We start from the raw sequence: 23,544 nt of genomic DNA on the forward strand, positions 1-23,544 counted from the left end.
GGCAAGCCCCGCTCCCACCGTTGGTTTAGCGTCAGGCCGAGGTGATGGTGGCGCGTGCGGCGTGCAGTTTTTTGTAGCTCTCGATTAAGCGCAAATGCCGGTCCAGCCCTTCCAGCTTCAGGCTGGTCGGCGTCAAGCCATGGAAGCGCACCGTGCCATTCACCGAGCCGATTACCGCGTCCATCCGCTCGTTACCAAACATGCGGCGGAAGTTGGCTTCGTAGTCTGCCAGCACCAGGTCCTCGTCCAGGTGCATCTCCAGCACCGCATTCACTGCCTGGTAGAACAGGCCGCGATCGGCAGTGTTGTCGTTGTACTGCAGGAACATTTCCACGCACTCTTTGGCCTCTTCATACTGCTGCAAGGCGAGGTAGATCAGCAGCTTCAACTCCAGGATGGTCAGTTGACCCCATGCAGTGTTGTCGTCGAACTCGATGCCGATCAGGGTGGTGATGTCGGTGTAGTCGTCCAGCTCGCTTTCCACCAGGCGCTCGACCAATGCCTTGAGTTCGTCATCGTCCAGGCTGTGCAGGTTGAGGATGTCGGCGCGGAAAAACAGCGCCTTGTTGGTGTTGTCCCAGATCAGGTCGTCCACCGGGTAAATTTCCGAGTAGTCCGGCACCAGAATACGGCAGGCGGTAGCGCCAAGGTGCTCGTACACGGCCATGTAGGATTCTTTGCCCATACCTTCGAGAATACCGAACAGGGTCGCAGCTTCTTCGGCATTCGAGTTCTCACCCTGGCCCGAGAAGTCCCACTCGACGAACGCGTAATCGGATTGGGCACTGAAGAAGCGCCACGACACCACACCGCTGGAGTCGATAAAGTGCTCGACGAAGTTGTTCGGCTCAGTGACCGCGTGGCCTTCAAAGGTCGGTTGCGGCAAGTCGTTCAAGCCTTCGAAACTGCGCCCCTGGAGCAATTCGGTGAGGCTGCGCTCCAGCGCCACTTCCAGGCTCGGGTGCGCGCCAAACGAAGCGAATACGCCGCCGGTGCGCGGGTTCATCAGGGTCACGCACATCACCGGGAATTCACCGCCCAGGGACGCGTCCTTGACCAATACCGGGAAGCCCTGGGCTTCCAGGCCTTGAATGCCGGCCAGAATTCCCGGGTACTTGGCCAGTACCTCGGCAGGCACGTCCGGCAGCGCGAATTCGCCTTCGATGATTTCGCGTTTTACCGCGCGTTCGAAAATTTCCGACAGGCACTGCACCTGGGCTTCGGCCAGGGTATTGCCCGCGCTCATGCCGTTGCTGAGGTAGAGGTTTTCGATCAGGTTGGACGGGAAGTACACCACCTCGCCATCGGACTGACGTACAAACGGCAGCGAGACAATGCCACGCGCTTCGTTGCCGGAGTTGGTGTCGAACAGGTGCGAGCCACGCAGTTCGCCGTCGCGGTTGTAGATCTTCAGGCAGTAGGCGTCGAGGATCTCCGTTGGCAGCTCATCGTTACGGCCCGGCTGGAACCAGCGCTCATCCGGGTAATGCACGAACGGCGCGTTGGCCAGTTCTTCACCCCAGAACTGATCGTTGTAGAAGAAGTTGCAATTGAGCCGCTCGATAAACTCGCCCAACGCCGACGCCAGTGCGCCTTCCTTGGTCGCGCCCTTGCCGTTGGTAAAGCACATCGGCGAGTGCGCATCGCGGATATGCAGCGACCACACGTTAGGCACGATGTTGCGCCACGAGGCGATTTCAATTTTCATGCCCAGGCCAGCCAGGATGCCGGACATATTGGCGATGGTCTGCTCCAGCGGCAGGTCCTTGCCCGCGATGTAGGTGCCTGCGTCGGAGGTCGAGCCGGGCATCAACAGCGCCTGGGCATCGGCGTCGAGGTTTTCCACCTCTTCGATGACAAATTCCGGCCCGGCCTGCACGACTTTCTTTACCGTGCAACGGTCGATGGAACGCAGGATGCCCTGGCGATCCTTGTCGGAGATGTCCGCCGGCAACTCGACCTGAATTTTGAAGATCTGGTTGTAGCGGTTTTCCGGATCAACGATGTTGTTTTGCGACAGCCGAATATTGTCCGTGGGGATATTGCGCGTTTCGCAGTACAGCTTCACAAAGTACGCCGCACACAACGCCGACGAAGCCAGGAAGTAATCGAACGGACCCGGGGCCGAACCGTCGCCTTTGTAGCGGATCGGCTGGTCGGCAATCACCGTGAAGTCATCGAACTTGGCTTCAAGCCGAAGGTTGTCGAGAAAGTTGACCTTAATTTCCATGCGGGCACACCAGAATAACGAGCTAAACAAATTGGCCGCTATTATGAGGATTTTCAGCGGGAAGTCTCAGGGTTTTCAGAATTGCCTGCCGATCGGTGCTAACGTCCATCCACCTCTGATTAAAGACATTCGCCCATGTCCATCGCCGATAACCTCCTCGCCTTCACCTTCGCCGCCACCGTGCTCACACTGACACCCGGGCTTGATACCGCATTGGTATTACGCACCGCTACGGTCGAAGGCAAACGCCAGGCGCTGCATGCCACGCTGGGCATCAACGCCGGCTGTTTGTTGTGGGGCGCGGCCGTGGCCTTTGGGCTGGGCGCGTTGATCGCGGTGTCGGAGCTGGCGTACAACCTGCTCAAGTATTGCGGCGCGGCGTACCTGGCGTGGCTGGGGTTGAACATGCTGCTGCGCCCGCGCCGTTCACTGTCACCCGCCGAGGCCGACGGCAAGCCCGGTGGCAGCTGGTTTCTGAAGGGCATGCTGGGCAATGTGTTGAACCCCAAGGTGGGGATTTTCTACGTGTCGTTCCTGCCGCAATTCATCCCCCAAGGGCATGCGTTGATTGCCTGGACCTTCGGTCTGGTGAGCATTCACGTGGTGCTCGGCCTGGCGTGGTCGCTGGCGTTGATTGCGGCCACCCGTCCCCTGTCGGGTTTGCTGCGTCGGGAGAACGTCATCCAGTGGCTGGACCGCACCACTGGCATGGTCTTTGTGTTGTTTGCCGCGCGCTTGGCGTTCAGCAAACGCTGAACGCGGCGGGCCGTCAGCACAGGCGGATCGACAGCTCGATGTCATCGGCAAACGGCACCGACAGGTAGCCGTTCTGCGGCGAGCGCACATGGGCCAGGTATTCCGGGCAGTAGTTGGTGTTGTCAGCCACCACCAGCGCACCGGGCCGCAAGTGTTTTTCCACGCAGTTCAGCACCTCGCCATACAGCGCCTTGGCACCGTCGAGCAGCAGCAGGTCGACCACTTCCGGCAGGTGCGTGGCCAACGTGACCAGCGCATCCCCTTCTCGGATTTCGATCAGATCACTCACGCCGCCTGCGATGAAATGCTCACGGGCCAGGGCAATCTTCGACGGCTCGAACTCGCTGCCGATCAACACTCCACCGCCGTTGTCACGCAGGGCGGCGGCCAGGAACAACGTGGACAGGCCGAACGACGTGCCGAACTCGACGATAGCCTTTGCTTGGGTGCTGCGCGCGAGCAGGTAGAGCAGGCTGCCGGTGTCGCGGGAAACCGGCAGCCACAAATCCTTAAGCATCGTGTAGAGCGCCACGTAGTCGGTTTTGCTGTGCATCAGGCGGTCGCGCTCTTCGTCGCTGACGCCGTTCAGGCTCGGGCTGGTGGCAGCGCCCGCTTGTTGGTAGAGGCGTTCGATCAAGGGCGCCAAGGGCGCAGTAGTCAGGGTGGTCATGATGGATTTCCGTGTGGTCGGGACTAGAATGCGATTAATTCGTCGCATTAAAAGTATGCGAGTGATTCATCGCCTTCGCTATTCGCGTTCGCCCCGCTGCCGGAGCCCAGCATGACAACCCGCCAGACACCGCGTATTTCCTCACGCAAACAGCCACAACAGGCGCGCTCCACCGAGCTGGTAGCGGCGATCCTTGAAGCGGCTATTCAGGTTTTGGCCAAGGAAGGTGCCTCCCGTTTCACCACCGCACGGGTGGCGGAAAAGGCCGGTGTGAGTGTCGGTTCGGTGTACCAATACTTCCCCAACAAGGCCGCAATCCTGTTCCGGCTGCAGAGTGATGAGTGGCAGCAGACCACACAGATGCTGCGCGACATTCTCGATGAAACCGAGGTGCCAGCGCTGACGCGCCTGCGCACCCTGGTGCATGCCTTTATCCATTCGGAGTGCGAGGAAGCGCTGATGCGCGTGGCGCTGAATGACGCCGCGCCGCTGTACCGCGACGCGCCCGAAGCCGCGCAAGTGCGTGCAGCCGGCCAGCGCGCCTTTGAAGACTTCATGCTGCAATTGCTGCCCGACGCACCACCGGCCAGCCGCGCACTGGCGTGCGAGCTGATCCTCGGCACCCTCACTTGCGTGGGTAAGGAATTTTCCGGCAGCCCACGCAGCGCCGCCGAGATTGAGGTTTACGCCGACGGCATGGCGGCGATGTTTTGCGCCTACGTGAAGTCGCTCAATCCACCCTGATTGTTTAACCCATTTATAACTGAAGGTTCACAAACGACGATTGATCGCACCGATACACGATGGGAGCATCGGTGCCCATGATTTCGCTCCTGCGCTTGATCCGTGGTCACCTGCTGCCTTCCTTCCCGAAGGTGCAGGCGCGCCCCTGCGAAAACCCTCTGGTCCATATCATCCTGGCCTTCTGGGCGCTGTGGCATTGCCGCCATGCGCGCCCGCCCGACACCCGCCTCTGATTCAAGTCGAATACGCCTCGCCGGCATTCATTTATCAGAAGGATCACCCCCATGACCGCAGCCATGCGCCCCGTCATCTGCGCTGCCCAGCGCAATGCCTCGTATTACACCGCCAGCCTCAACGACACCACTCAATACCCGACCTTGCAAGGCCAGGTCAGCGTCGACGTGGTGATTATCGGCGGCGGCTTCACCGGTGTCGCCAGCGCGGTGGAACTCGCCGAGCGCGGGCTCAAAGTGGCGATTGTCGACACCCACCGTATCGGCTGGGGCGCCAGTGGCCGCAATGGCGGGCAAGTCACCGGCAGCCTGTCGGGTGACGAAGCCATGCGCGCACAAATGCGCAAGCGCCTGGGCGATGAGGTCGACGATTTCATCTGGCACCTGCGCTGGCGCGGCCATGAAATCATCGAGCAGCGGGTCAACAGATACGCGATTGCCTGCGACCTCAAGCACGGTCACCTGCATGCGGCGATGAAACCCTCGCACCTGACCGAACTGCGCGCCTTTCACGCTGAAGCACAACGGCGCGGCATGGGCGAGCACGTCAGCCTGCTCGATCAGACGGCGGTGCGGCAGCACCTGAACAGCACGCTGTACCTGGGCGCGCTGAAAAACACGCGCAACCTGCACCTGCACCCACTCAATCTGTGCCTGGGCGAAGCACGCGCGGCACACAGCCTCGGCGCGTTGATTTTCGAGAACTCCGAGGTACTGCAAATCGTGCATGGCGAGCGCCCCGCCGTGCTGACGGCACACGGCCGGATCGACGCACGCCAAGTGCTGCTGGCCGGCGATGTGTACCACCGACTGGAACCCAGGCAACTCAAAGGCAAGATATTCCCGGCGATGGGCGGGATTGTCACCACGGCGCCACTGGGCGAACTGGCACAGCAGATCAACCCGCAGGATTTGGCGGTGTACGATTGTCGGTTCGTCCTCGATTACTACCGCCTTACGGGTGATGGGCGGCTGCTGTTCGGGGGCGGCGCCCATTATTCCGGGCGAGACTCACGCGACATCGCAGCCGAGTTGCGCCCGTGCATCGAGCGCACGTTCCCGGCACTCAAAGGCGTGGCCATCGAGTTCCAGTGGAGCTGCGCGATGGGCATTGTGATGAACCGCATCCCGCAGTTGGGCAAACTCTCCGACAACGTCTGGTACTGCCAGGGCTACTCCGGACACGGCATCGCCACCAGCCACATCATGGGCGAGATCATGGCTGAAGCGCTGACCGGCACGCTGTCAGCGTTCGACACCTTTGCCGGGTGCAAGCACATCAAGGTGCCGCTGGGCGATGTGTTCGGCAACCCGATGCTGGCGGTGGGCATGTGGTACTACCAGATGCTGGAAAAGCTGCGCTGACACACGGCGCATTCCATCGCACCGGCAATCGCTGCTATGTTTCGCTCCTCGCCAGCCCAGGAATGCGCCATGGAACCGTTAGACAGCAACGCCGCGCTGATCATCATCGACATGCAACAGGGCATGCGCGATCCCAAGCTGGGGCGACGCAACAATCCGCAGGCCGAGTTGCAGATTCAGCAGCTGCTGCACGCGTGGCGGCAGGCGCAACGCCCCATCGTGCATGTCCGGCATATGTCTCGCTCGCCGGGTTCGGTCTTTTGGCCCGGCCAGCCGGGTTGTGAATTCCAGCCCGCACTCGCACCGCTCAAGCAGGAGCACGTGCTGGAAAAAAACGTTCCGGATGCGTTCACGGCCACAGGCCTGGAGCGCTGGCTGCAGGTCCGTGCGATTAAACAATTGGTGGTCGTTGGGGTGATCACCAATAATTCTGTCGAGTCTACGGCACGCTCCGGCGGCAACCTGGGCTTTGAGGTGATAGTCGCGGCGGATGCCTGCTACACGTTTGATCAAACCGACTTGTCCGGCCGCCTTTGGCCCGCCGAGGACGTGCATGCGCTGTCGCTGAGTAACCTGGCGATGGATTACGCCACGGTTGTAGAGACAGGCGATCTGTTGGCCCGTAGTTAACCCGGAGAGGCCGATGAGTAAGGGTGCTGGCAAGCGAATCGTCGTCATTGGCGCCGGCATGGTCGGCGCATCATTGGCGTATCACCTGGCAACCAAAGGGGCGAATGTTACCGTGGTGGAAGCCGGTGAAATCGCTTGCGGTGTGACCGCGACGTCCTTTGCCTGGATCAACACTTCACACAGCGCGCCCGACCCGATTGCGCCCTTGCGCCGTGCCGCCATCAGCGAGTTTCGGCGCCTGGAACGTGAGCTACCTGACCTGCACATACACTGGACCGGCGCTTTATGCTACGGCGCGGGCTCCGATGAAGCATTGCCGGCCAGCGCTCACGCCTCGCGGGCAACACAGGTGCCTCGCGCACGGGTTGCCGAGCTTGAGCCGACCTTGAGGCACCCACCCGAGCACGCCTTGTTCAAAGCCGAAGAAGGCGCGCTGGACGCTGTGCAAGCCACCCACGTATTGATCGCAGGCGCCAGGGCCCATGGCGCGAAGGTGCTCACGCAAACGCGTGTGCGCGGTTTCAGAACGCTGAACGACCAGGTCACCGGCGTCGACACCTCAACAGGCATGCTGGAGGTTGACGTGGTCGTCCTGGCTGCCGGAACGGCCATCCAGGCACTGACGGGTTTGCTCGGGCTGCCCGTACCCATCCAGGCGTCGCCGTCTGTATTCATTCGTTACGCGGCAACGCCCGGCTGCGTGCACACCCTTATCTCCAACGCCGTGATGGAGGTGCGACAAAGCGCCGATGGCGGGTTGCTGGCGGCGGAGGACTACCTGGGCGATGGGCTGCACAATCAGCCGCTGGCCATCGCGCGGCGTACGGCTGAGGCGATTCACAGCGAACTTGAGGGAGTCGGCTCACTCGAACCCCACACCGCCTGTGTCGGGCTCAGGCCCATCGCGGTGGATGGCTTGCCGGTGATCGGCTACCTGCCCTCCATCGGCGGTGCGTACGTGTGCACCATGCACCCCGGCGTGGCGCTCGCGGCCGTTGTCGGCCGCCTGGCCAGTGAGCAGATCATGGGCGACGCGGCCTGCGACCTGCTGCTGCCCTGTCAGCCGGGCCGATTCTTCTGAGCGCCCAACGCTCAGAACACGCCTGCGTTCACCAGCATGTCGATCAGTGCCTCCGGCCATAGCGTATCCGTCGTCGATTGCAACTCGTCAGCGGACCACCAGTGATGATCCGCCATGACCTGGGCTTCTTGCACCGTCCATTCGTCTCGGGAAAGGACTTCGTTTTGCGCATGAACAACAAAATACTGCTCAATGGCTAACACGGTTTCGCCACTGGGTAACATCAGCGAAAACCGGCGGTCTGCCACCGGCGCTTGCACAGCGCTGACCACAATGCCGGTCTCTTCACGCAACTCGCGGAGTGCAGCCGCCTGGAAGGTCTCTCCCGCTTCAACGCCGCCGCCGGGTGTCGCCCAGTAATTTCTGCCGGCCAGCGCCCCCTCTTTATGCACGAACCTGAAAAGAAGCACCTTTCGCGAAGGGCTGATAACCAGCAGCCGAGCGGCTTTTCGCTCACGCATGGGCTGCAGTTCCGGCTTCAACAACCTGACATGCGCGCTCGCCAAGCCGCTCCACCAGCCTGACCAAATAGCCGTCCGGGTCCTGCACCAGAAACTCGCGCTGCCCCACTTCGACCTCGCCCGCCCGGTACCACACGTCCTGGCTGGCCTTGAACAACGCATAGCCAGCGGTCTCAAGCCGTTGAATCACCGGGCGTACCGCCGTGACATCAATCTGCAAGTTGATACCGCGCCCAAACGGGCGATCCAACGCAGCGGTCAGCCATTGATTGGCCTGGGGGTCGACCTGCTCAAGCATCACCTGGGCGCCATCCAGGTCGAGATAGGCGAAGCCGTCTTCCAGACGTTGATAGGCAACCTTGAACCCCAGGTACGTGACCCAGAACGCCAGGCTCTTGTTCAGATCGGTCACCATCAACTCCGGGACCAGTTTATTTCTCTTCATCATGGACCTGCTTCCATTGCGGGTTAACGCAGTCGCTGGGCAATCTTCCTGCCGGCGCTTGCACGCCGAGCTTACATGAGCCTGGCGTTGATAACCGCTGTTACGGGCCGCCTCTGTTGCGCTCCAGCACAGCGAAACCGCGCTGAATGACCTAGTGAACTTACACAACAAAAACAATTTTTGTTGTGCACAAAATATCGCTAAAGATTTTCCGGGCACGCGCCGAAACAACAGTGATAGCAAATCGCCGTACCTCGCCCGCGAGTCGACGATTTGGCCGCCCTCCCCGCTGATGGTCGTCTCGATGAAAATAAAAAATAAGCTGGTGCTCGCGTTTGTATCCGTTGCTTTTATCCCCGTCAGCGTGGTTGCAGTGATCTCTGTGGTGAACACACGGACCGAGGCCGTTGAGCAGTTCATTGATGGCAGCACCCGCGAAATACGCCAGATCGATGGCAACATCCGCCAGTTTTTCGATGGCACGATGCAGAACGTCGATCAAATGTCCGCTGATCCTGTATACACTTCCGTGAACACGCTGAAGGATTACCAACCGGCCAATGCTGCCAGCCAACCGATGCCGGCGCAGGCGCAACAGGTGATCGACCAGTTTGCCCGGTTCGGCGCCACGCACCCGTCGGCGGCAATTCTGTCGATTGGCCTGGAAGACGGCACCTATGCCAAATGGCCCGACGACCCACAGCTGGCCAAGTACGACCCGCGCGCCCGCCCGTGGTACAAGGCCGCGATGGCCTCCCCCGGCAAGACCGTGCGTACGCCCGCTTACTATTACGACAAAGATGACGTGGCGCTGGTCGGTACTGCGCGGGCGCTTCTCGACGCTGCCGGCAAAGCCAAAGGCGTGTTCGTGGTCAGCGTGTCATTAAAAAACCTCACCGAATTGCTCAAAAGCATCAAGCTCGGCGAGAGCGGCTACGTGATGTTGATCGAGGATGGCGTGGTGCTGGTCGACCCGCGTAACGCCGCGCACAACTTCAAGCCGCTCAAAGACCTCGGCGTGCCCTATGCGCAGTTGGCGGACACGCCCCAGGGCTCGACCGAAGTGGTGATCGATGGCGTGCGCTATATGGCCAACGTATGGACCTCGCCCGGCCTCGGCTGGCGGTATGTCGGGTTGATCGAATACAACGAAGTGATGGCCACCGCCACGCGCATGACCTACCTGACCACGGTGATCGTGGCGGTACTGGTGCTGATTTTCGGCTTGATCGCCGCGGCGTTTTCCAAGGTGATCGTTAAACCGATCGGCCAGGTCAGTACCGGCTTGCAGTCCATCGCCGAGGGTGAAGGCGACTTGCGCCATGAGCTGCACGTACAAGGCAAGGATGAAACCGCCGAGCTGGCCGGCTGGTTCAACAAGTTTCTCACCGCGATCCGTCAGCTGATCCAGCACATCGGTGCGTCCTCCACCAACTTGCAGGACGCGTCACGGGTCAATAGCCAAGTGGCGCACAACATGAACGAAGCCGCCGGGCGTCAGCGTGAGGCGGTGGAGTTGGTGTCCACGGCCTTCAACGAGATGGTCGCCACCGCCAACGAAGTGGCGCGTTCGTGCAGCGGTGCGGCGGAATCGGCCGAGAACGGCCATCGCCGCGTGGCCGAGGGCAAGCAGCAAATCGAAGTCACCACCGACAACGTTAATCGCCTGGGCCGGCGGTTGACCGAGTCGTCCCAGGCCATGGTCGAACTGGAAGCCGGCAGCCGCAGCATCAACCAGATCCTCGGCACCATTCGCGCGATCGCCGAACAGACCAACCTGCTGGCGCTCAACGCCGCCATCGAAGCCGCCCGGGCCGGCGATCAAGGCCGTGGGTTCGCCGTGGTGGCGGATGAAGTGCGGGCGCTGGCCAAGCGCACCTCCGACTCCACCGGCGAAATCGAACAACTGCTCGGCACCCTCGGCAGCAAGACCGAGGAAGTCACGCAGAAGATGAACAGCTGCATGGACCTGTCGCGGGCCAGTGTGTCGTCCATCGAAAACGCGCGGGACAGTTTTGAGGGCATCCAGTTGTCGGTGAATGAAATCCGCGACCAGAACCTGCAGATTTCCGCCGCCGCCGAGGAACAACACAGCGTCGCCGAGGAAATCAACCGGCATATCCAGCAGATTTATGACGAGGCGCGGCTGGTGGAAAGCCTGGCCAATTCCGCCCAGGATGATTCGGGGCAGTTGGCCAAACTGTCGGAAGAGTTGAATGGCTTGGTGGGGCGGTTCAAGTCCTGACGTCATGCACCCGTTGATCAAGGACGATCATCGGCGTGGCGCATCGAACAGGGCGTTGCACGCCCACCAAGCGACCTAAGCCTGCTGTGAAACCATCCAGGTGACCAAGGCTTGCAGGCGCGTGGTAAACGCTTCGCGCTCGGCACTGGGGTTGCGCGCCTCAAACAGGAAATACGCGATCTGGATGCGCATGCTCGGGTAATGTTGCACGAACAACGCAACATGTTCTTCCAGGGTATGCGGCCAGCCTGAGGCGTCATCGGCGCGCAACGTGTGAGTGGCCCGAATCACCCGGCGTGCCGCCTCTCGCTGCAAGCGAAGACGCTCTGCCTCAGTCGCGGCGCGCGTGATGCGCGCAAGATAAGTGCTCAACACGGGTTCGAAGTCAGCATTCAAGGCCAGGGCAATTTCCCGCGAAGGCCTGAATCGTTCGAACTGCACAGAGAGGTCATCGCCCCACACACAACGGCAATGATGCTTGAGCCAGAAGCCCCATTGGTTGGTGTTCTCAGGCGCCAGCACTTCGGCGCGATACCCCAGGTCGAAGTCGATTTTGCTGACGATCGGATGTCGCTGTTCCAGCACCTGGCGCAGCGCTTCCAACGACTCAAGCACCTGCGCATCCGGCCGCTCGCCGGCTACCAGCGTGAGGTCAAGGTCCGACTCACCCGGGCGGGCGTTGCCCCTGGCCACACTGCCATACACAAAAATCGCCTCCAGCCCCAACCCGGCCTGCGAAAGGGTCGCACACACATCCGTCAGCACGGGCTGGAATTCAGGCTGAAGGGCCGCATCGCCAACGGTTTGCACAAAGCCCTGGGCATCAACACCGGTCACCGTACTCATGGGCGATGCACCTCAATCAGCAAGCCTTCCGCCTCACTCGGCGCACAGAAGTGGCGGGTGATCAGATCAAACTCGGCATCGGTGGCGGCAAAATCATGCTCGCCCCGGGCATTGCGCGCATGCAGGCGAGCACGGCAGGTGGCGTCATCCAGTTCGAGGTAATGCAGGCGATGGGGCACCTGCGCCGCCTGTGCCAGGCCCAGCAGCCATTCGCGATTGGCCAGTGTATTGGCGGGAACATCCAGCACCACATTGACCCCGGCCTGCAACAGGTTAATCACCAACGGGCCGAGTACTGCGCGAACGCGCTGGGCACGGCTTACGTAATCGGTAATCGCGCGGATCTCGCCGGGGTAAAGCTGTGCAAGCCAGTGGTCCTCGCTGAGGACGATGGCCGCGTGCTCGGCAGCAAGGGTTGTAGCCAGGGTGGATTTTCCGGAGGCGATCTTGCCGCAAAGCAGATGCAGGGTGGGCATGCGTCGGTTCCTTATGTCTGGCACGCAAGCATGGCATTTTTTCGGCCTGAGCGACCTCACCAGTGCGCATAAAGTGCCAGCGGTGCCAGGTTGGGTTGCTGATGGCCTGGGTGGAATCACACGCGGGGACTGCGCCTGAACCGTGTGCTCATAATATTTGGACACGAAATACCCTGAACTATCTGACGAACGCGAGGCTCCTTTCCTATGCGCTGCCCCGACCCCAGGGGCGTTGTACAACAAGGAGCCGCCCTCACCATGACTACCCTTCCCGTCTACCGCCACTCAATCCCGGGACCGCTGCACGCGACCCTGCTGGCCGGCACCGTGCCGTTGTTTCTGGGCGCCCTGCTCAGCGACATCACCTACACCCAGACCTACCAGATTCAATGGGCCAACTTTGCCTCCTGGCTGATCGCCGGTGCGCTGGTGTTCTGCGGGCTCGCACTGTTGTTTGCGCTGGTCAATCTGGTGCGTGCCGAGCGCAAGTCGGGTCAACCGGTGGTGTATGCCCTGCTGCTATTGGCGACATGGGTACTGGGCCTGGTCAATGCGTTCCAGCATGCCAAGGACGCCTACGCCGCCATGCCGACCGGCCTGGTGTTATCGGTGGTCGTCACCGTGCTGACGATTGCCGCGACCTGGACCGGACTGCGCACAGGAGCCGCCAAATGAAAACCGCCCACACACTGACCTTACTCAGCGCTGCCCTGTTATTGACCGCCTGTGGCGGCGAAGGCGACAAGACCCAGGCCCGTGGCCCCGATCCTAAATTGCCGGAACAGCAAAGCAGCCTGTTACCGAGCATGAAAATCGCCGAGCCCACGCCGTGGGGCACGCAAAAACCCACAGTGCCCGAAGGCTACAGCGTCACCGCCATTGCCACTGACCTGGCCATCCCGCGGCAAACCCTGGTATTGCCCAACGGCGACATTCTCGTCGCCGAAGGCCGTGGCGGCAGCGCGGCCAAGCTCAAGCCCAAGGATGTGATCGCCAGCGTGATCAAGGCCCAGGGCAACACCAAGGTCAAGGGTGGCAACCGCCTGACCCTGCTGCGCGATGCCGATGGTGACGGTACTTACGAACTGAAGACGGTGTTCGCCGATAACCTCAACGCGCCCTACGGCCTGGCCTTCGCCGACGGCAAACTCTACGTTGCCAACCAGGACGCGCTGGTGCGCTTCGACTATGCCGACGGCCAGACCAAGGCAAGTGGCCCGCCCACCACAATCACCGACCTGCCGGCGCAGATCAACCACCACTGGACCAAATCCCTGGCGGTGAGTGCTGACGGGCGCCAGCTCTATGTGGGCATTGGCTCCAACAGCAACATCACCGAGCGTGGCATGGAAGTGGAAATCGACCGGGCGATGATCTGGCAGATCGACGCAGCGACAGGCGCACACAAGCCCTACGCCACCGGCATCCGCAACCCGACCGCGCTGACCATTCAGCCGGGTTCCGGGCAATTATGGACGGTGGTCAACGAACGCGATGAACTCGGCCCGGACCTCGTGCCGGACTACCTGACCTCGGTGCGTGAGGGCGCCTTCTACGGCTGGCCCTACAGCTACTGGGGCCAGAACGTCGACCCACGCGCACAACCGCAGAACCCGGCGAAAGTCGCCGCCGCGATCAAGCCGGATTACAGCCTGGGTTCCCACGTTGCGGCACTTGGGGTGGATTTCTCGATGGCAGAAATGGGTGAGAAATTCGCCGAAGGTGTATTTGTTGGCGAGCACGGCAGCTGGAACCGCGAAAACCCGGTGGGCTACAAGGTGATTTTCGTGCCGTTCAGCAATGGCAAACCAGCCGGTGAGCCCATCGATTTCGCCACCGGTTTCCGTGGTGATGACGGCAAAACACGCGGGCGCCCCGTGGGCGTCACGGTAGACCCCAAAGGCGCGTTGATCATCGCGGATGACTTGGCCAATACCGTTTGGCGGGTGACGCGCAACCGCTGAACAAAGGCTTTGACTTGGTTGCCTGAGGCAACAATATAATTGCCCCAGGCAACCAACCGAGCATCCTCATGGCCACGCCCCTTGTAGAACGCGCCGCGATCATTCGCGGTTTCAACCGTTTTTACACCCACCAGATCGGCGTGCTGCAGGAACACCTGCTGCAAAGCGACTACTCGCTCACCGAAATCCGCGTGATGTACGAGCTGTCCTCCCGTGGTGACCTGACCAGTGCCGACCTGTGCCAGATGCTGGGTCTGGACCCGGGCTACCTGAGTCGGCTGATCAGCGGGTTCGAAAAGCAAGGCCTGATCCAGAAGGTCCGCTCCGTCACCGATGCGCGCGCGGTGCAACTGCACTTAAGCGACCTCGGCCGAACGGTGCTGGCGCCGCTGGAGCAGAAAACCCAGCAGGAAGTCATCGCGTTACTCGAAGCCTTGCCCGAGCAACAACAACGCCAACTCACCGGTGCCATGCAACGCATCCAGTCACTGCTGCAAGGCAGCGCGCCAAGCTATTTGCTGCGCGACCCGCAACCGGGCGACATGGGCCTGGTGGTGCAGCAACAATCCGCACTGTATGCCCGCGAGTACAACTGGAATTGGGAATTTGAAGCCTTGGTGGCGGAGATCGTCGCCAAGTATCTGCGCGAGTTTGACCCGGCCTCCGAGCGCTGCTGGATCGCGGAAAAAGACGGCGACGTGGTCGGCTCGGTGTTCGTGGTGCGTCATGACGCGACCACGGCCAAGCTGCGCATGCTCTACGTGGATGCCAGTGCGCGGGGCATGGGCATTGGTCAGCGTCTGGTCGACGAATGCCTGCGTTTTGCCCGCCACGCCGGTTACCAACGCATGATGCTGTGGACGGTTAACACCCTGATCGACGCACGCAAGCTCTATCAGAAAGCCGGATTTACCTTGGAGGAAGAAGAGCCCACGGTGAGTTTCGGCAAGGCATTGATCAGCGAAACCTGGGCCCGTGACCTGTAATGCCTTCCCGCGCCGTCACCGGCGCGGGAAGGCAGCGCTTACAGATCGGTGATTTCCTTGTGGCGTGGCACCAGCGCTTTCATCACGCTCCACGCCACCAGGTACGCCAGCGCACAGATCGCAAACATGATCATGTAGCCGGTGTGAATGTCGTTGATCGACTTGTAGTAGTCGAACACCCAGCCACCGATCTTGGTCATCACCACACCGCCCAAGCCACCCGCCATGCCGCCGATACCGACCACGGAGGCCACGGTTTTTTGCGGGAACATATCCGACACGGTGGTGAAGATGTTGCACGACCACGCCTGGTGCGCCGAGGCGCCAACGCCGATCAGCAGCACCGGCACCCAGAAGCCGAGGTAACCGAACGGTTGCGCCAGCAGCACCACCAACGGGAACAGCGCAATCACCAGCATGGCTTTCATGCGGCCGTCATACGGCGCATCGCCACGGGCCATAAAGTAGCTGGGGAACCAACCACCGCCGATACTGCCGACCATGGTCATGCTGTACAGCACGGCGAGCGGCATCACGATATCCGCGCCTTTCATGCCGTACTGCGCCGCCAGGTAGGTGGGCAGCCAGAACAGGAAGAACCACCACACGCCGTCCGTCATGAACTTGCCGAAGGCGAACGCCCAGGTCTGGCGGTAAGTGAGCAATTTGAACCAGGAGACTTTTTTCGCCGTGGCCCCCGCAGGCTCCGGGGTGAACGGTTGCACCGTCTGGTCGCTACGGATATAGGCCAGTTCTGCCGCCGACAAGCGTTTTTGCTGCTCCGGCTTCTGATAAAGCGCCGACCACACCGCCACCCAGACAAACCCCAACATGCCAATCACGATAAACGCGGCTTCCCAGCCCCACAGGCCGGCAATCAACGGCACGCAGATCGGCGCCAGGATTGCGCCGACGTTAGCGCCGGAGTTGAAGATACCGGTGGCCAGCGAGCGTTCTTTCTTGGGGAAGTATTCAGCGGTGGCCTTGATCGCGATGGGGAAGTTGTCCGCCTCGCCAATTGCCAATATGGCGCGAGACAGCATAAAGCCGGCAATCGACACCGGAATCACCGCCAGGCCGATTGCGCCGCTGAGCGCCGCGATCCCCTGGCCCATCGGCACCGAAAACGCATGCATGATCGCGCCGGTGGACCAAATGGCAATCGCCACCACGTAGGCCGCCTTGGTGCCGATTTTGTCGACAAACCGTCCGGCAAACAGCATGGAAATCGCATAGACAAACTGGAACACCGCCGCGATGTTGGCGTAATCGGTATTGCTCCAGCCAAATTGCGTCGACAGTTGCGGTGCCAACAGGCTAAGCACCTGGCGGTCGAGGTAGTTGACGGTGGTGGCAAAGAACAACATCGCGCAGATGGTCCAGCGATAGTTGCCGACGGCCTGGCCGACGCGATGGGCGTTGAGGGGCTCATTCAAATTCATGGCATCACTTTTTATTTTTGTTAGATAGGACATACGCAGTGTCATATGTCGTCGTACAACTACAACTTTTATAGCGGGCTCCCTACGCGCTGTCAATCTGAAAGATTGCGGTTTATTGAGGCATCAGGCGTATACGCAGAGACTCAACCAGGCACGGTTGTAGGATGACAAATACGAAACACCCGGCTCGGCGCTTTGCCCGGTACGTCATCAAGCAGGCCGAAAGGCTTCAGCCCGAGCTTCTCCAGCACCCGAATCGAGGCTGCGTGATCCGGTCGCACCAGCCCGAACACCGCGGGAAAATTCAGGGTTTCGAACGCCAGCACCAGCGCATCACGCCCCAGTTCGGTGGCGTAGCCCTGCCCCCAGGCCTCGACGGCAAAACGATAACCGAGGTTGATGCGCCGCTCGGTCAGGTAATGGAGCGGCGCTACACCGCCAAAGCCAATCAGGTGGTGCGGTGCTTCGATGCGCGCAATCGCCCACCAGCCGTACCCCTCGGCGGCCCACTGTTGCAGCCAGTGGTTGAGTAAGCGCTGGGCATCCTCAAGGCTGGCCATAGGGCCGGCGGGATTGAACAGGTTGGTCTGCGGATCGCCGAAGATCGCGAACAATCGCTGCACGTCGCTCGGCAATGGTTGACGGTAGACCAGCCTCGGGGCGCTGTCGGGCATTCTGATAATTCCTGGTTTGAAGCATGAAGTTCAATGCATCTGCAAAAAAACGCAATGAGTGGTGAATTATTTGGTGTCGACTTGTATCTGAACTGACAGAGCGGTGCCATTGCAACGATGGCACCTCCCCTGTTCAGTTTTAGAGTGGCCCGCATGAAATTACGTAAGAAAAGCGTCAAACCGATTGGATTAAAAGACATCACGATTGTCGACGATGCCAAGGTGCGCAAGGCGATCACCGCCGCCGCACTGGGCAACGCCATGGAGTGGTTCGACTTCGGCGTCTACGGCTTTGTCGCCTATGTGCTCGGCAAGGTGTTCTTCCCGGACGCATCGCCCAGCGTACAAATGATCGCGGCCTTGGGCACCTTCTCCGTGCCCTTCCTGATTCGCCCCCTGGGCGGCCTGTTCTTCGGCGCCCTGGGCGATAAATACGGACGGCAGAAAGTGCTCGCCGCCACCATTGTGATCATGTCCCTGAGCACCTTCGCCATCGGCCTGATTCCGAGTTACGCGTCGATTGGCATCTGGGCGCCGATCCTGTTGTTGCTGTGCAAAATGGCCCAGGGTTTCTCGGTGGGCGGTGAGTACACCGGTGCCTCGATCTTTGTCGCCGAATACGCGCCGGACCGTAAACGCGGATTCCTCGGCAGCTGGCTGGACTTCGGCTCCATCGCAGGCTTTGTGCTCGGCGCCGGTGTGGTTGTGCTGATCTCGACGATAGTCGGTGAAGCCGATTTCGAGGCCTGGGGCTGGCGTCTGCCGTTCTTCCTCGCCCTGCCCCTGGGCATGATCGGCCTGTACCTGCGTCATGCACTGGAAGAAACCCCGGCCTTCCAGCAGCACATGGACAAACTTGAACAAGGCGACCGCGAAGGCCTGACACATGGCCCCAAAGTATCGTTCAAAGAAGTCGCCACCCAGCACTGGCGCAGCCTGCTGACCTGCATCGGTATCGTCGCGGCCACCAACGTGACGTATTACATGCTGCTCACGTATATGCCGAGCTACCTCTCGCATAACCTGCATTACAAAGAAAACAGCGGCGTACTGATCATCATCGCGATCATGGTCGGCATGCTCTTCGTGCAACCGTTCATTGGTTTTGTCAGCGACAAGATCGGCCGCAAGCCCTTCATCATCGCCGGCAGCATCGGCCTGCTGTTGCTGGCCATCCCGGCGTTCATGCTGATTACCAGCGGCAAGATCGGCTTGATCTTCGCCGGCTTGCTGATCCTGGCCGTGGTGCTGAACTTCTACATCGGCGTCATGGCCTCGACCCTGCCGGCGATGTTTCCCACTCACCTGCGCTACAGTGCATTGGCGAGTGCGTTCAACGTTTCGGTATTGATCGCCGGCCTGACCCCGACCGCAGTGGCCTGGCTGGTGGAGAGCACCAACGACCTGTTCATGCCGGCTTACTACCTGATGGTGTTTGCCGTGGTCGGCCTGATCACCGGCCTGACCATGAAGGAAACCGCCAACAAGCCGTTGCGCGGCGCGGCGCCGGCAGCCTCGGACATGGAAGAAGCCAAGGAGATACTGCAAGAGCACCACGATAATATCGAGCAGAAGATCGAAGACATCGACGCCGAAATTGCCGCACTCGAAGCCAAGCGCCAGAACCTGGTGCAGCAGCATCCGCGCATTAACTAAACCGGACCGTGCGTGGTGGCTCGCGCCACCACGCCATTGGAGTGCTCAGCATGATTCCAAGCGTCACCGCAGCACACTCGTTACTCAGCGCCGCTGAACGCGCGGCCATCGCCGAAATCGAAGCCACCACCAGCATTCTGCAACTGGTCACCCGCCTGACCGGCATGCGCTTCGCCGGGATCGCCAAATTCACCGACCTGGAATGGGTGGTGTGTGCGGCCCATGACCCGCTGCACATGGGCATTCATGTCGATGACGTACTCGACCTGGAAACCACCTTGTGCAGTGAGTTCTGCATCAACCCGCAAGCCCTGTTCATCCCCAAAGTCAGCCAGAATGGACGCTTTGCCACGCGCCCGGTGGTCAAGCAATACGCCATCGAGAGCTACGCCGGCGCGCCGATCTTCCTGCCCGACGGCCGGCTGTTCGGCGCGCTGTGTGCGCTGGATTCGCAGTCGATGCTATTCGACGACCCCAACCTGCCGGAAACGCTCAGCCTGTTTGCGCGGCTGATTGGCTGTATTTTCTTCGCTAATTTGACCGCGGCTGATCAGTGATTTTGCCGCGCAGCGTGGCCATGTCACGCTTGGGCGGCGCACCGAACAGTCGGCTGTACTCGCGACTGAACTGTGACGGGCTTTCATAACCGACCTTGAACGCGGCGCTGGAGACATCCTGATGCTCATTCAACATCAAGCGCCGCGCCTCGTTCAGGCGTAACCACTTCTGATACTGCAACGGGCTCATCGCCGTCAGCTGGCGAAAGTGATGGTGAAAGGTCGCTGCGCTCATTTGCACGCGTGCCGCCAAATCCTCCACGCGCAACGGCGCGTCGTAATTGAGCTTCAGCCAATCGATCGCCTTGGCAATCCGATAGCCCTGCCCGTCCACGGCGCAGATCTGGCGCAGTCGACCGGCTTGATCGCTCTGCAACAGCCGGTAGTGGATCTCGCGCTGAATCAAGGGCGCGAGCACCGCTATCGCCTCAGGCTCATCCAGCAACGCAACCAGGCGTGCAAACGCCGCCAGCATGCCTTCGGTGACAGTGCCGATGCCAACCCCTTTCATCACCGCCCGTTGACGGGTCGGCGGCACCTCACTCTGGGCGATCAACTCGGCCAGGATGCGCAGGTCCAGCTTGAAGGTCAGCCCCAGGCAAGGTTTCCCTGGGCTGGCGGCGAGCACCTCTGAATTGGCGGGAATGTCCAGCGAGGTCAGCAGAAATCGCGACGGGTCGTACGGGTAACCCTCGCCACCGACCCACAGCTGCTTCTCGCCCTGAGCGACCAACACGACGCAGGGCTCGACCATGCACACCACCGGCGTCGCCGGCTGCTCACGCCGATAAAAACCCAGGCCGGGAATGGGCATGGGGTAGTCGCCGGGCGTTGAAACCCGCGAACCAATGGCCTGGATCAGCGCGTCCAGGGGCGATGGAGTGATGTTCATAACGGGCTCTGTCCGGTCTTCAGTGAACTTTACCTCGGGTCGCACCTGAGCGTCCTCGGCAGGTGGCAAGACTCAGAGGATCAGGCAAGTAATCCAGTGGAACGCACTACAGAAGCCCCACCCCCAGCGGGAAAATGAGTGCACCAACCTCCTCAAGGATCACTGCATGAAACGCCTCTTGCTTGCCCTGTGTGTGCTGGTCACGTCTTTTTCTTCATTGGGAGCCGATATGTCCAACGGTGCTGACAACTTCTACACAAGCGACAAGGTGACGGTACAAAAAGTCACCTTCAACAACCAATACGGCATGCTCGTTGCGGGCAATCTGTTCACCCCCAAGGGCCTTGCCTCGGGCTCAAAACACGCCGCAATCATCGTCGGCCACCCGATGGGCGCCGTTAAAGAACAGAGCGCCAACCTCTACGCGACAAAAATGGCCGAACAAGGCTTCGTCACCCTGTCACTCGACCTGCCGTTCTGGGGTGAAAGCGCAGGCCAGCCGCGCAACGCGGTGCTGCCCGACCTCTACACCGAAGCCTTCAGCGCTGCCGTGGATTACCTCGGTACTCGCCCACTAGTGGACCGTGAACGCATCGGCATTCTCGGCATCTGTGGCAGTGGCAGCTTCGCCATCGCCGCCGCCAAGATCGACCCACGCCTCAAGGCGATCGCCACGGTCAGCATGTATGACATGGGGGCGGCCAATCGCAACGGCCTCAAGCATGGGGTAACGCTGGCGCAACGCCAACAACTGCTTCTGCAGGCGGCCAACCAGCGCTATGTGGAATTCCAGGGCGGTGACACCGCCTACACCGGCGGTACCCCGTTGACCCTCACCGGCGATGCGGTGGGTGATGAGTTCTTCGACTTCTACCGCACCCCGCGCGGCGAATTTACCCCGGCCGGTGCGTCGCCGCAAACGACCACCCGGCCGACGCTGACCAGCAACGTGAAGTTCATGAATTTCTACCCGTTCAACGACATCGAGACGCTCTCCCCGCGCCCGCTGCTGTTGATTACCGGCGCTGACGCCCACTCCCGCGAGTTCAGCGAAGACGCCTACCGGCGTGCGGCCGAGCCCAAGGAATTGGTGATTATCCCGGGTGCCGGCCATGTGGATCTGTACGACCGCGTCGACCTGATCCCATTCGCCACGCTCACCCGCTTTTTCAAAGGTAACTTGAAGTAATGTCCGCTAACACTCATACGCACAGCTGGGGTGCCGTGTTCGCGATGTCACTGGCGGCATTCGCGCTGGTGGCCTCTGAATTCATGCCCGTAAGCCTGCTCACGCCGCTGGCGAGCGACTTGCACATCTCGGAAGGCCAGGCTGGCCAGGGCATTTCGGTTTCCGGGCTGTTCGCCTTGCTCACCAGCCTGATCATCGCTGCCGTTGCGGCGAAGGTTGAACGCAAACGCCTGCTGCTGGCGCTGACCGCGCTGATGACTGTGTCCGGCACCGTGGTGGCGTTAGCGCCGAACTACCTGACATTCATGCTCGGTCGCGCGCTGATCGGCGTGGCCATTGGCGGCTTCTGGTCATTATCGGCCGCTACCGCGATGCGCCTGGTGCCATTGGCACAGGTGCCGCGCGCGCTGGCGATCGTCAACGGCGGTAACGCGCTGGCGACGGTGATTGCGGCACCATTGGGCAGCTTTCTGGGCGGGCTGATCGGCTGGCGTGGCGCGTTCTTTTGCGTCATCCCGGTCGCCGTTGTGGCCGGCGCCTGGCTGCTGGTGAGCCTGCCTTCGCTGAAGAACGATGACAGGCGCACGACCCGCAATGTGTTTCGCCTGATGAAGAATGCCCGCGTAGCCCTGGGCATGCTGGCCGCCAGTGTGTTTTTTATGGGCCAGTTCATGCTGTTCACTTACCTGCGCCCGTTCCTGGAAACGGTGACTCAGGTCAGTCTTCCCATGCTCTCGCTGATGTTGCTGGTGCTCGGCCTGGCCGGGCTTGCCGGGACGTTCCTGATTGAGCGCTTTCTGAACAACCGCCTGTACCAGGCGCTGACGGCCATTCCATTATTGATGGCAGCGATTGCCCTGGCGCTGGTGGCATGGGGCAGTTCGCCGGCGGCGACCATGCTGTTGCTCGGCGTCTGGGGCCTGGTTGCCACCGCCGCGCCGGTGGGCTGGTGGACCTGGCTGTCGCGGGTCCTGTCTGACGATGCCGAGGCCGGAGGCGGACTGATGGTGGCGATTATCCAGTTGGCGATTGCCTGCGGCGCCACGCTCGGCGGTGTGGTGTTCGACCTGAGTGGCTACCGGGCGACCTTTGAACTGAGCGCGGGGTTGCTGGGTGTCGCCGGCCTGCTGGCTTACCTGAGCTCACGGCGGCTTACGGTGGCACGTGTGGCAACGCGCACTACCTGAAAAACTGACTCGGCGTCTTGCCAAACTGTTTCTTGAACATGCTGGTAAAGGCGCTCGGGCTTTCGTAGCCCAACTCGATGGCGACATCAATAATCTTCTCCCCCACCGCAATGCGCTCCAACGCCAGCAGCAACCTGGCCTGTTGGCGCCACTGGCCGAAGGTCAGGCCGGTTTCCTTGCGGAACAGGCGCTGGATGGTCTTCTGGTCCAGGTCGAGGCGCTCACTCCAATCAGCGACCGTCGACGCATCGCCAGGGTCGTGTTGCAGCGCCTGGCAAACGCGGTTGATCCGTGGGTCGGCGGGCTGTGGCAGCGACAGGGGCAACGCCGGAAGAATCGCCAGCTCATCGAGAATCAGGTGCATGATCCTCGCGTCACGCGAATCCTCGGCATACGGCGGCTTCAAACTCACCGACGCCTTGATCAGCTCGCTCAGCAACGGTGAGATACTCACCGCCTTGGTCTCGGTCGGCAGGTTCGGGAAGGCATCGGGCCGCACAAACACACTGCGCATTTTCAGTGTGCCCACGCAGCGCAAAGAGTGAACTTGCCCGCTGGGCATCCAGAAGCCGCGACTGGACGGCACGGTCCACTGGTTCTGCGCCGAATGCACCACCATCACGCCCTCGATGGCGTACAGCAGTTGATGCTTTTCGTGGCGATGCTCGGGTATCACCCAATTCTCGGGATAATCAGTGGCGGAACTGATGACAGCCCAGTCGCCCTCGTCGATCTCCTGCAGAAATAAATCCAGTGGTTTGATCATTTCGCCCTTTTTGCGACAGTTGCCTCCCGAATTTCGTGAGACAGGCATT

At 61.0% G+C, this 23,544-nt stretch carries 24 protein-coding genes and 1 pseudogene; 15 read left to right on the forward strand and 10 right to left on the reverse strand.

The features are described from left to right. Positions 1-31 precede the first annotated feature (31 nt). Positions 32-2,230, reverse strand: coding sequence for an OsmC domain/YcaO domain-containing protein (locus A7D21_RS30585; protein ID WP_053255850.1), 2,199 nt, complete (start codon positions 2,228-2,230; stop codon positions 32-34). Positions 2,231-2,365: 135 nt separating this feature from the next. On the opposite strand from A7D21_RS30585, the gene A7D21_RS30590 reads away from it, so the two are divergent. Continuing rightward, a complete protein-coding gene (locus A7D21_RS30590) occupies positions 2,366-2,986 on the forward strand; it encodes a LysE family translocator (protein ID WP_069553482.1) in 621 nt (206 codons plus the stop codon). A 13-nt stretch (positions 2,987-2,999) separates the two neighbouring features. On the opposite strand, the gene A7D21_RS30595 is transcribed toward A7D21_RS30590, so the two are convergent. Then, positions 3,000-3,656, reverse strand: a complete 657-nt coding sequence (locus A7D21_RS30595; RefSeq protein WP_069553483.1) for an O-methyltransferase — start codon at positions 3,654-3,656, stop codon at positions 3,000-3,002. 111 nt (positions 3,657-3,767) lie between these two features. Here A7D21_RS30595 and A7D21_RS30600 point away from each other — a divergent pair, with 111 nt between their 5' ends. The 5 genes from A7D21_RS30600 to A7D21_RS30615 all read left to right on the forward strand — a co-directional run bounded on the left by A7D21_RS30600 (position 3,768) and on the right by A7D21_RS30615 (position 7,709). After that, positions 3,768-4,400 carry a TetR family transcriptional regulator gene (locus A7D21_RS30600; RefSeq protein ID WP_053255847.1) on the forward strand — a complete coding sequence of 211 codons (633 nt, stop codon included), beginning with the start codon at positions 3,768-3,770 and terminating at the stop codon, positions 4,398-4,400. Positions 4,401-4,477: 77 nt separating this feature from the next. Further along, entirely contained in the window at positions 4,478-4,633 is a 156-nt protein-coding gene (locus A7D21_RS35970; RefSeq protein WP_167422766.1) for a hypothetical protein, read from the forward strand. 51 nt (positions 4,634-4,684) lie between these two features. After that, on the forward strand, positions 4,685-5,998 hold the full coding sequence (locus tag A7D21_RS30605) for an FAD-binding oxidoreductase (protein WP_069553484.1): 1,314 nt from the start codon (positions 4,685-4,687) through the stop codon (positions 5,996-5,998). A gap of 69 nt (positions 5,999-6,067) precedes the next feature. Then, complete coding sequence (locus A7D21_RS30610; protein ID WP_053255845.1) at positions 6,068-6,628, forward strand: cysteine hydrolase family protein; 561 nt, start codon at positions 6,068-6,070, stop codon at positions 6,626-6,628. A gap of 13 nt (positions 6,629-6,641) precedes the next feature. Continuing rightward, the gene (locus tag A7D21_RS30615) at positions 6,642-7,709 is read left to right on the forward strand and encodes an FAD-binding oxidoreductase (protein WP_069553485.1); all 1,068 of its coding nucleotides are present in this window, start codon (positions 6,642-6,644) and stop codon (positions 7,707-7,709) included. Between the two features lie 11 nt (positions 7,710-7,720). On the opposite strand, the gene A7D21_RS30620 is transcribed toward A7D21_RS30615, so the two are convergent. Then, the gene (locus A7D21_RS30620; RefSeq protein WP_069553486.1) at positions 7,721-8,170 is read right to left on the reverse strand and encodes an NUDIX hydrolase; all 450 of its coding nucleotides are present in this window, start codon (positions 8,168-8,170) and stop codon (positions 7,721-7,723) included. After that, on the reverse strand, positions 8,163-8,618 hold the full coding sequence (locus A7D21_RS30625; RefSeq protein WP_069553487.1) for a VOC family protein: 456 nt from the start codon (positions 8,616-8,618) through the stop codon (positions 8,163-8,165). The genes A7D21_RS30620 and A7D21_RS30625 overlap by 8 nt, the downstream gene beginning before the upstream one ends. 301 nt (positions 8,619-8,919) lie before the next feature. Between A7D21_RS30625 and A7D21_RS36750 the strand changes: the two are divergent. Together A7D21_RS36750 and A7D21_RS36755 are read left to right on the forward strand one after the other, a co-directional pair. After that, a pseudogene (locus A7D21_RS36750) lies at positions 8,920-10,005 on the forward strand (cache domain-containing protein); the annotation flags it as partial. Positions 10,006-10,092: 87 nt separating this feature from the next. Beyond that, positions 10,093-10,860 (forward strand): methyl-accepting chemotaxis protein, encoded by a 768-nt coding sequence (locus A7D21_RS36755; RefSeq protein ID WP_371850842.1) that lies wholly within the window; start codon positions 10,093-10,095, stop codon positions 10,858-10,860. 75 nt (positions 10,861-10,935) lie between these two features. Here the strand turns inward: A7D21_RS36755 and A7D21_RS30635 are convergent, their stop codons facing one another. After that, positions 10,936-11,706 carry a nucleotidyltransferase domain-containing protein gene (locus A7D21_RS30635; protein WP_069553489.1) on the reverse strand — a complete coding sequence of 257 codons (771 nt, stop codon included), beginning with the start codon at positions 11,704-11,706 and terminating at the stop codon, positions 10,936-10,938. Continuing rightward, the gene (locus A7D21_RS30640; RefSeq protein WP_053255839.1) at positions 11,703-12,182 is read right to left on the reverse strand and encodes an ATP-binding protein; all 480 of its coding nucleotides are present in this window, start codon (positions 12,180-12,182) and stop codon (positions 11,703-11,705) included. The genes A7D21_RS30635 and A7D21_RS30640 overlap by 4 nt, the downstream gene beginning before the upstream one ends. A gap of 258 nt (positions 12,183-12,440) precedes the next feature. On the opposite strand from A7D21_RS30640, the gene A7D21_RS30645 reads away from it, so the two are divergent. The 3 genes from A7D21_RS30645 (at position 12,441) to A7D21_RS30655 (ending at position 15,132) form a co-directional block, all read left to right on the forward strand. Then, entirely contained in the window at positions 12,441-12,857 is a 417-nt protein-coding gene (locus tag A7D21_RS30645) for a DUF2231 domain-containing protein (RefSeq protein WP_053255838.1), read from the forward strand. Then, positions 12,854-14,146, forward strand: coding sequence for a sorbosone dehydrogenase family protein (locus tag A7D21_RS30650; protein WP_053255837.1), 1,293 nt, complete (start codon positions 12,854-12,856; stop codon positions 14,144-14,146). The genes A7D21_RS30645 and A7D21_RS30650 overlap by 4 nt, the downstream gene beginning before the upstream one ends. Positions 14,147-14,214: 68 nt before the next feature. Beyond that, on the forward strand, positions 14,215-15,132 hold the full coding sequence (locus tag A7D21_RS30655) for a helix-turn-helix domain-containing GNAT family N-acetyltransferase (RefSeq protein WP_069553490.1): 918 nt from the start codon (positions 14,215-14,217) through the stop codon (positions 15,130-15,132). A 38-nt stretch (positions 15,133-15,170) separates the two neighbouring features. Here the strand turns inward: A7D21_RS30655 and A7D21_RS30660 are convergent, their stop codons facing one another. Both A7D21_RS30660 and A7D21_RS30665 read right to left on the reverse strand, forming a co-directional pair. Then, entirely contained in the window at positions 15,171-16,574 is a 1,404-nt protein-coding gene (locus A7D21_RS30660) for an MFS transporter (RefSeq protein ID WP_069553491.1), read from the reverse strand. A gap of 143 nt (positions 16,575-16,717) precedes the next feature. Beyond that, on the reverse strand, positions 16,718-17,248 hold the full coding sequence (locus tag A7D21_RS30665; protein ID WP_053255835.1) for a GNAT family N-acetyltransferase: 531 nt from the start codon (positions 17,246-17,248) through the stop codon (positions 16,718-16,720). A 153-nt stretch (positions 17,249-17,401) separates the two neighbouring features. On the opposite strand from A7D21_RS30665, the gene proP reads away from it, so the two are divergent. Both proP and A7D21_RS30675 read left to right on the forward strand, forming a co-directional pair. Then, on the forward strand, positions 17,402-18,904 hold the full coding sequence (gene proP / locus A7D21_RS30670) for a glycine betaine/L-proline transporter ProP (protein WP_053255834.1): 1,503 nt from the start codon (positions 17,402-17,404) through the stop codon (positions 18,902-18,904). A gap of 50 nt (positions 18,905-18,954) precedes the next feature. Further along, positions 18,955-19,461, forward strand: a complete 507-nt coding sequence (locus A7D21_RS30675; protein WP_053255833.1) for a GAF domain-containing protein — start codon at positions 18,955-18,957, stop codon at positions 19,459-19,461. Here the strand turns inward: A7D21_RS30675 and A7D21_RS30680 are convergent. After that, a complete protein-coding gene (locus tag A7D21_RS30680; RefSeq protein WP_069553492.1) occupies positions 19,436-20,353 on the reverse strand; it encodes an AraC family transcriptional regulator in 918 nt (305 codons plus the stop codon). The genes A7D21_RS30675 and A7D21_RS30680 overlap by 26 nt on opposite strands. 166 nt (positions 20,354-20,519) lie before the next feature. On the opposite strand from A7D21_RS30680, the gene A7D21_RS30685 reads away from it, so the two are divergent. Together A7D21_RS30685 and A7D21_RS30690 are read left to right on the forward strand one after the other, a co-directional pair. Next, positions 20,520-21,542: an alpha/beta hydrolase gene (locus A7D21_RS30685; protein ID WP_069553493.1), complete on the forward strand. Its 1,023-nt coding sequence runs from the start codon at positions 20,520-20,522 to the stop codon at positions 21,540-21,542. Then, positions 21,542-22,729, forward strand: a complete 1,188-nt coding sequence (locus A7D21_RS30690) for an MFS transporter (protein WP_069553494.1) — start codon at positions 21,542-21,544, stop codon at positions 22,727-22,729. The genes A7D21_RS30685 and A7D21_RS30690 overlap by 1 nt, the downstream gene beginning before the upstream one ends. Here A7D21_RS30690 and A7D21_RS30695 read toward each other — a convergent pair. Continuing rightward, on the reverse strand, positions 22,722-23,543 hold the full coding sequence (locus A7D21_RS30695) for a helix-turn-helix domain-containing protein (protein WP_053255829.1): 822 nt from the start codon (positions 23,541-23,543) through the stop codon (positions 22,722-22,724). The two genes, A7D21_RS30690 and A7D21_RS30695, sit on opposite strands and share 8 nt — an antisense overlap. Position 23,544 lies beyond the last annotated feature (1 nt).

The sequence above is a fragment of the Pseudomonas sp. AP19 genome, from assembly GCF_001728855.1.
Classification (GTDB): domain Bacteria; phylum Pseudomonadota; class Gammaproteobacteria; order Pseudomonadales; family Pseudomonadaceae; genus Aquipseudomonas; species Aquipseudomonas fluorescens.

Excerpts from the sequence above, each read along its gene's own strand:
- A7D21_RS30585 (WP_053255850.1), bottom strand. The coding sequence starts at position 2,230 with ATGGAAATTAAGGTCAACTTTCTCGACAACCTTCGGCTTGAAGCCAAG.
- A7D21_RS30590 (WP_069553482.1), top strand. The coding sequence starts at position 2,366 with ATGTCCATCGCCGATAACCTCCTCGCCTTCACCTTCGCCGCCACCGTG.
- A7D21_RS30595 (WP_069553483.1), bottom strand. The coding sequence starts at position 3,656 with ATGACCACCCTGACTACTGCGCCCTTGGCGCCCTTGATCGAACGCCTC.
- A7D21_RS30600 (WP_053255847.1), top strand. The coding sequence starts at position 3,768 with ATGACAACCCGCCAGACACCGCGTATTTCCTCACGCAAACAGCCACAA.
- A7D21_RS35970 (WP_167422766.1), top strand. The coding sequence starts at position 4,478 with ATGATTTCGCTCCTGCGCTTGATCCGTGGTCACCTGCTGCCTTCCTTC.
- A7D21_RS30605 (WP_069553484.1), top strand. The coding sequence starts at position 4,685 with ATGACCGCAGCCATGCGCCCCGTCATCTGCGCTGCCCAGCGCAATGCC.
- A7D21_RS30610 (WP_053255845.1), top strand. The coding sequence starts at position 6,068 with ATGGAACCGTTAGACAGCAACGCCGCGCTGATCATCATCGACATGCAA.
- A7D21_RS30615 (WP_069553485.1), top strand. The coding sequence starts at position 6,642 with ATGAGTAAGGGTGCTGGCAAGCGAATCGTCGTCATTGGCGCCGGCATG.
- A7D21_RS30620 (WP_069553486.1), bottom strand. The coding sequence starts at position 8,170 with ATGCGTGAGCGAAAAGCCGCTCGGCTGCTGGTTATCAGCCCTTCGCGA.
- A7D21_RS30625 (WP_069553487.1), bottom strand. The coding sequence starts at position 8,618 with ATGATGAAGAGAAATAAACTGGTCCCGGAGTTGATGGTGACCGATCTG.
- A7D21_RS36755 (WP_371850842.1), top strand. The coding sequence starts at position 10,093 with ATGAACGAAGCCGCCGGGCGTCAGCGTGAGGCGGTGGAGTTGGTGTCC.
- A7D21_RS30635 (WP_069553489.1), bottom strand. The coding sequence starts at position 11,706 with ATGAGTACGGTGACCGGTGTTGATGCCCAGGGCTTTGTGCAAACCGTT.
- A7D21_RS30640 (WP_053255839.1), bottom strand. The coding sequence starts at position 12,182 with ATGCCCACCCTGCATCTGCTTTGCGGCAAGATCGCCTCCGGAAAATCC.
- A7D21_RS30645 (WP_053255838.1), top strand. The coding sequence starts at position 12,441 with ATGACTACCCTTCCCGTCTACCGCCACTCAATCCCGGGACCGCTGCAC.
- A7D21_RS30650 (WP_053255837.1), top strand. The coding sequence starts at position 12,854 with ATGAAAACCGCCCACACACTGACCTTACTCAGCGCTGCCCTGTTATTG.
- A7D21_RS30655 (WP_069553490.1), top strand. The coding sequence starts at position 14,215 with ATGGCCACGCCCCTTGTAGAACGCGCCGCGATCATTCGCGGTTTCAAC.
- A7D21_RS30660 (WP_069553491.1), bottom strand. The coding sequence starts at position 16,574 with ATGAATTTGAATGAGCCCCTCAACGCCCATCGCGTCGGCCAGGCCGTC.
- A7D21_RS30665 (WP_053255835.1), bottom strand. The coding sequence starts at position 17,248 with ATGCCCGACAGCGCCCCGAGGCTGGTCTACCGTCAACCATTGCCGAGC.
- proP (WP_053255834.1), top strand. The coding sequence starts at position 17,402 with ATGAAATTACGTAAGAAAAGCGTCAAACCGATTGGATTAAAAGACATC.
- A7D21_RS30675 (WP_053255833.1), top strand. The coding sequence starts at position 18,955 with ATGATTCCAAGCGTCACCGCAGCACACTCGTTACTCAGCGCCGCTGAA.
- A7D21_RS30680 (WP_069553492.1), bottom strand. The coding sequence starts at position 20,353 with ATGAACATCACTCCATCGCCCCTGGACGCGCTGATCCAGGCCATTGGT.
- A7D21_RS30685 (WP_069553493.1), top strand. The coding sequence starts at position 20,520 with ATGAAACGCCTCTTGCTTGCCCTGTGTGTGCTGGTCACGTCTTTTTCT.
- A7D21_RS30690 (WP_069553494.1), top strand. The coding sequence starts at position 21,542 with ATGTCCGCTAACACTCATACGCACAGCTGGGGTGCCGTGTTCGCGATG.
- A7D21_RS30695 (WP_053255829.1), bottom strand. The coding sequence starts at position 23,543 with ATGCCTGTCTCACGAAATTCGGGAGGCAACTGTCGCAAAAAGGGCGAA.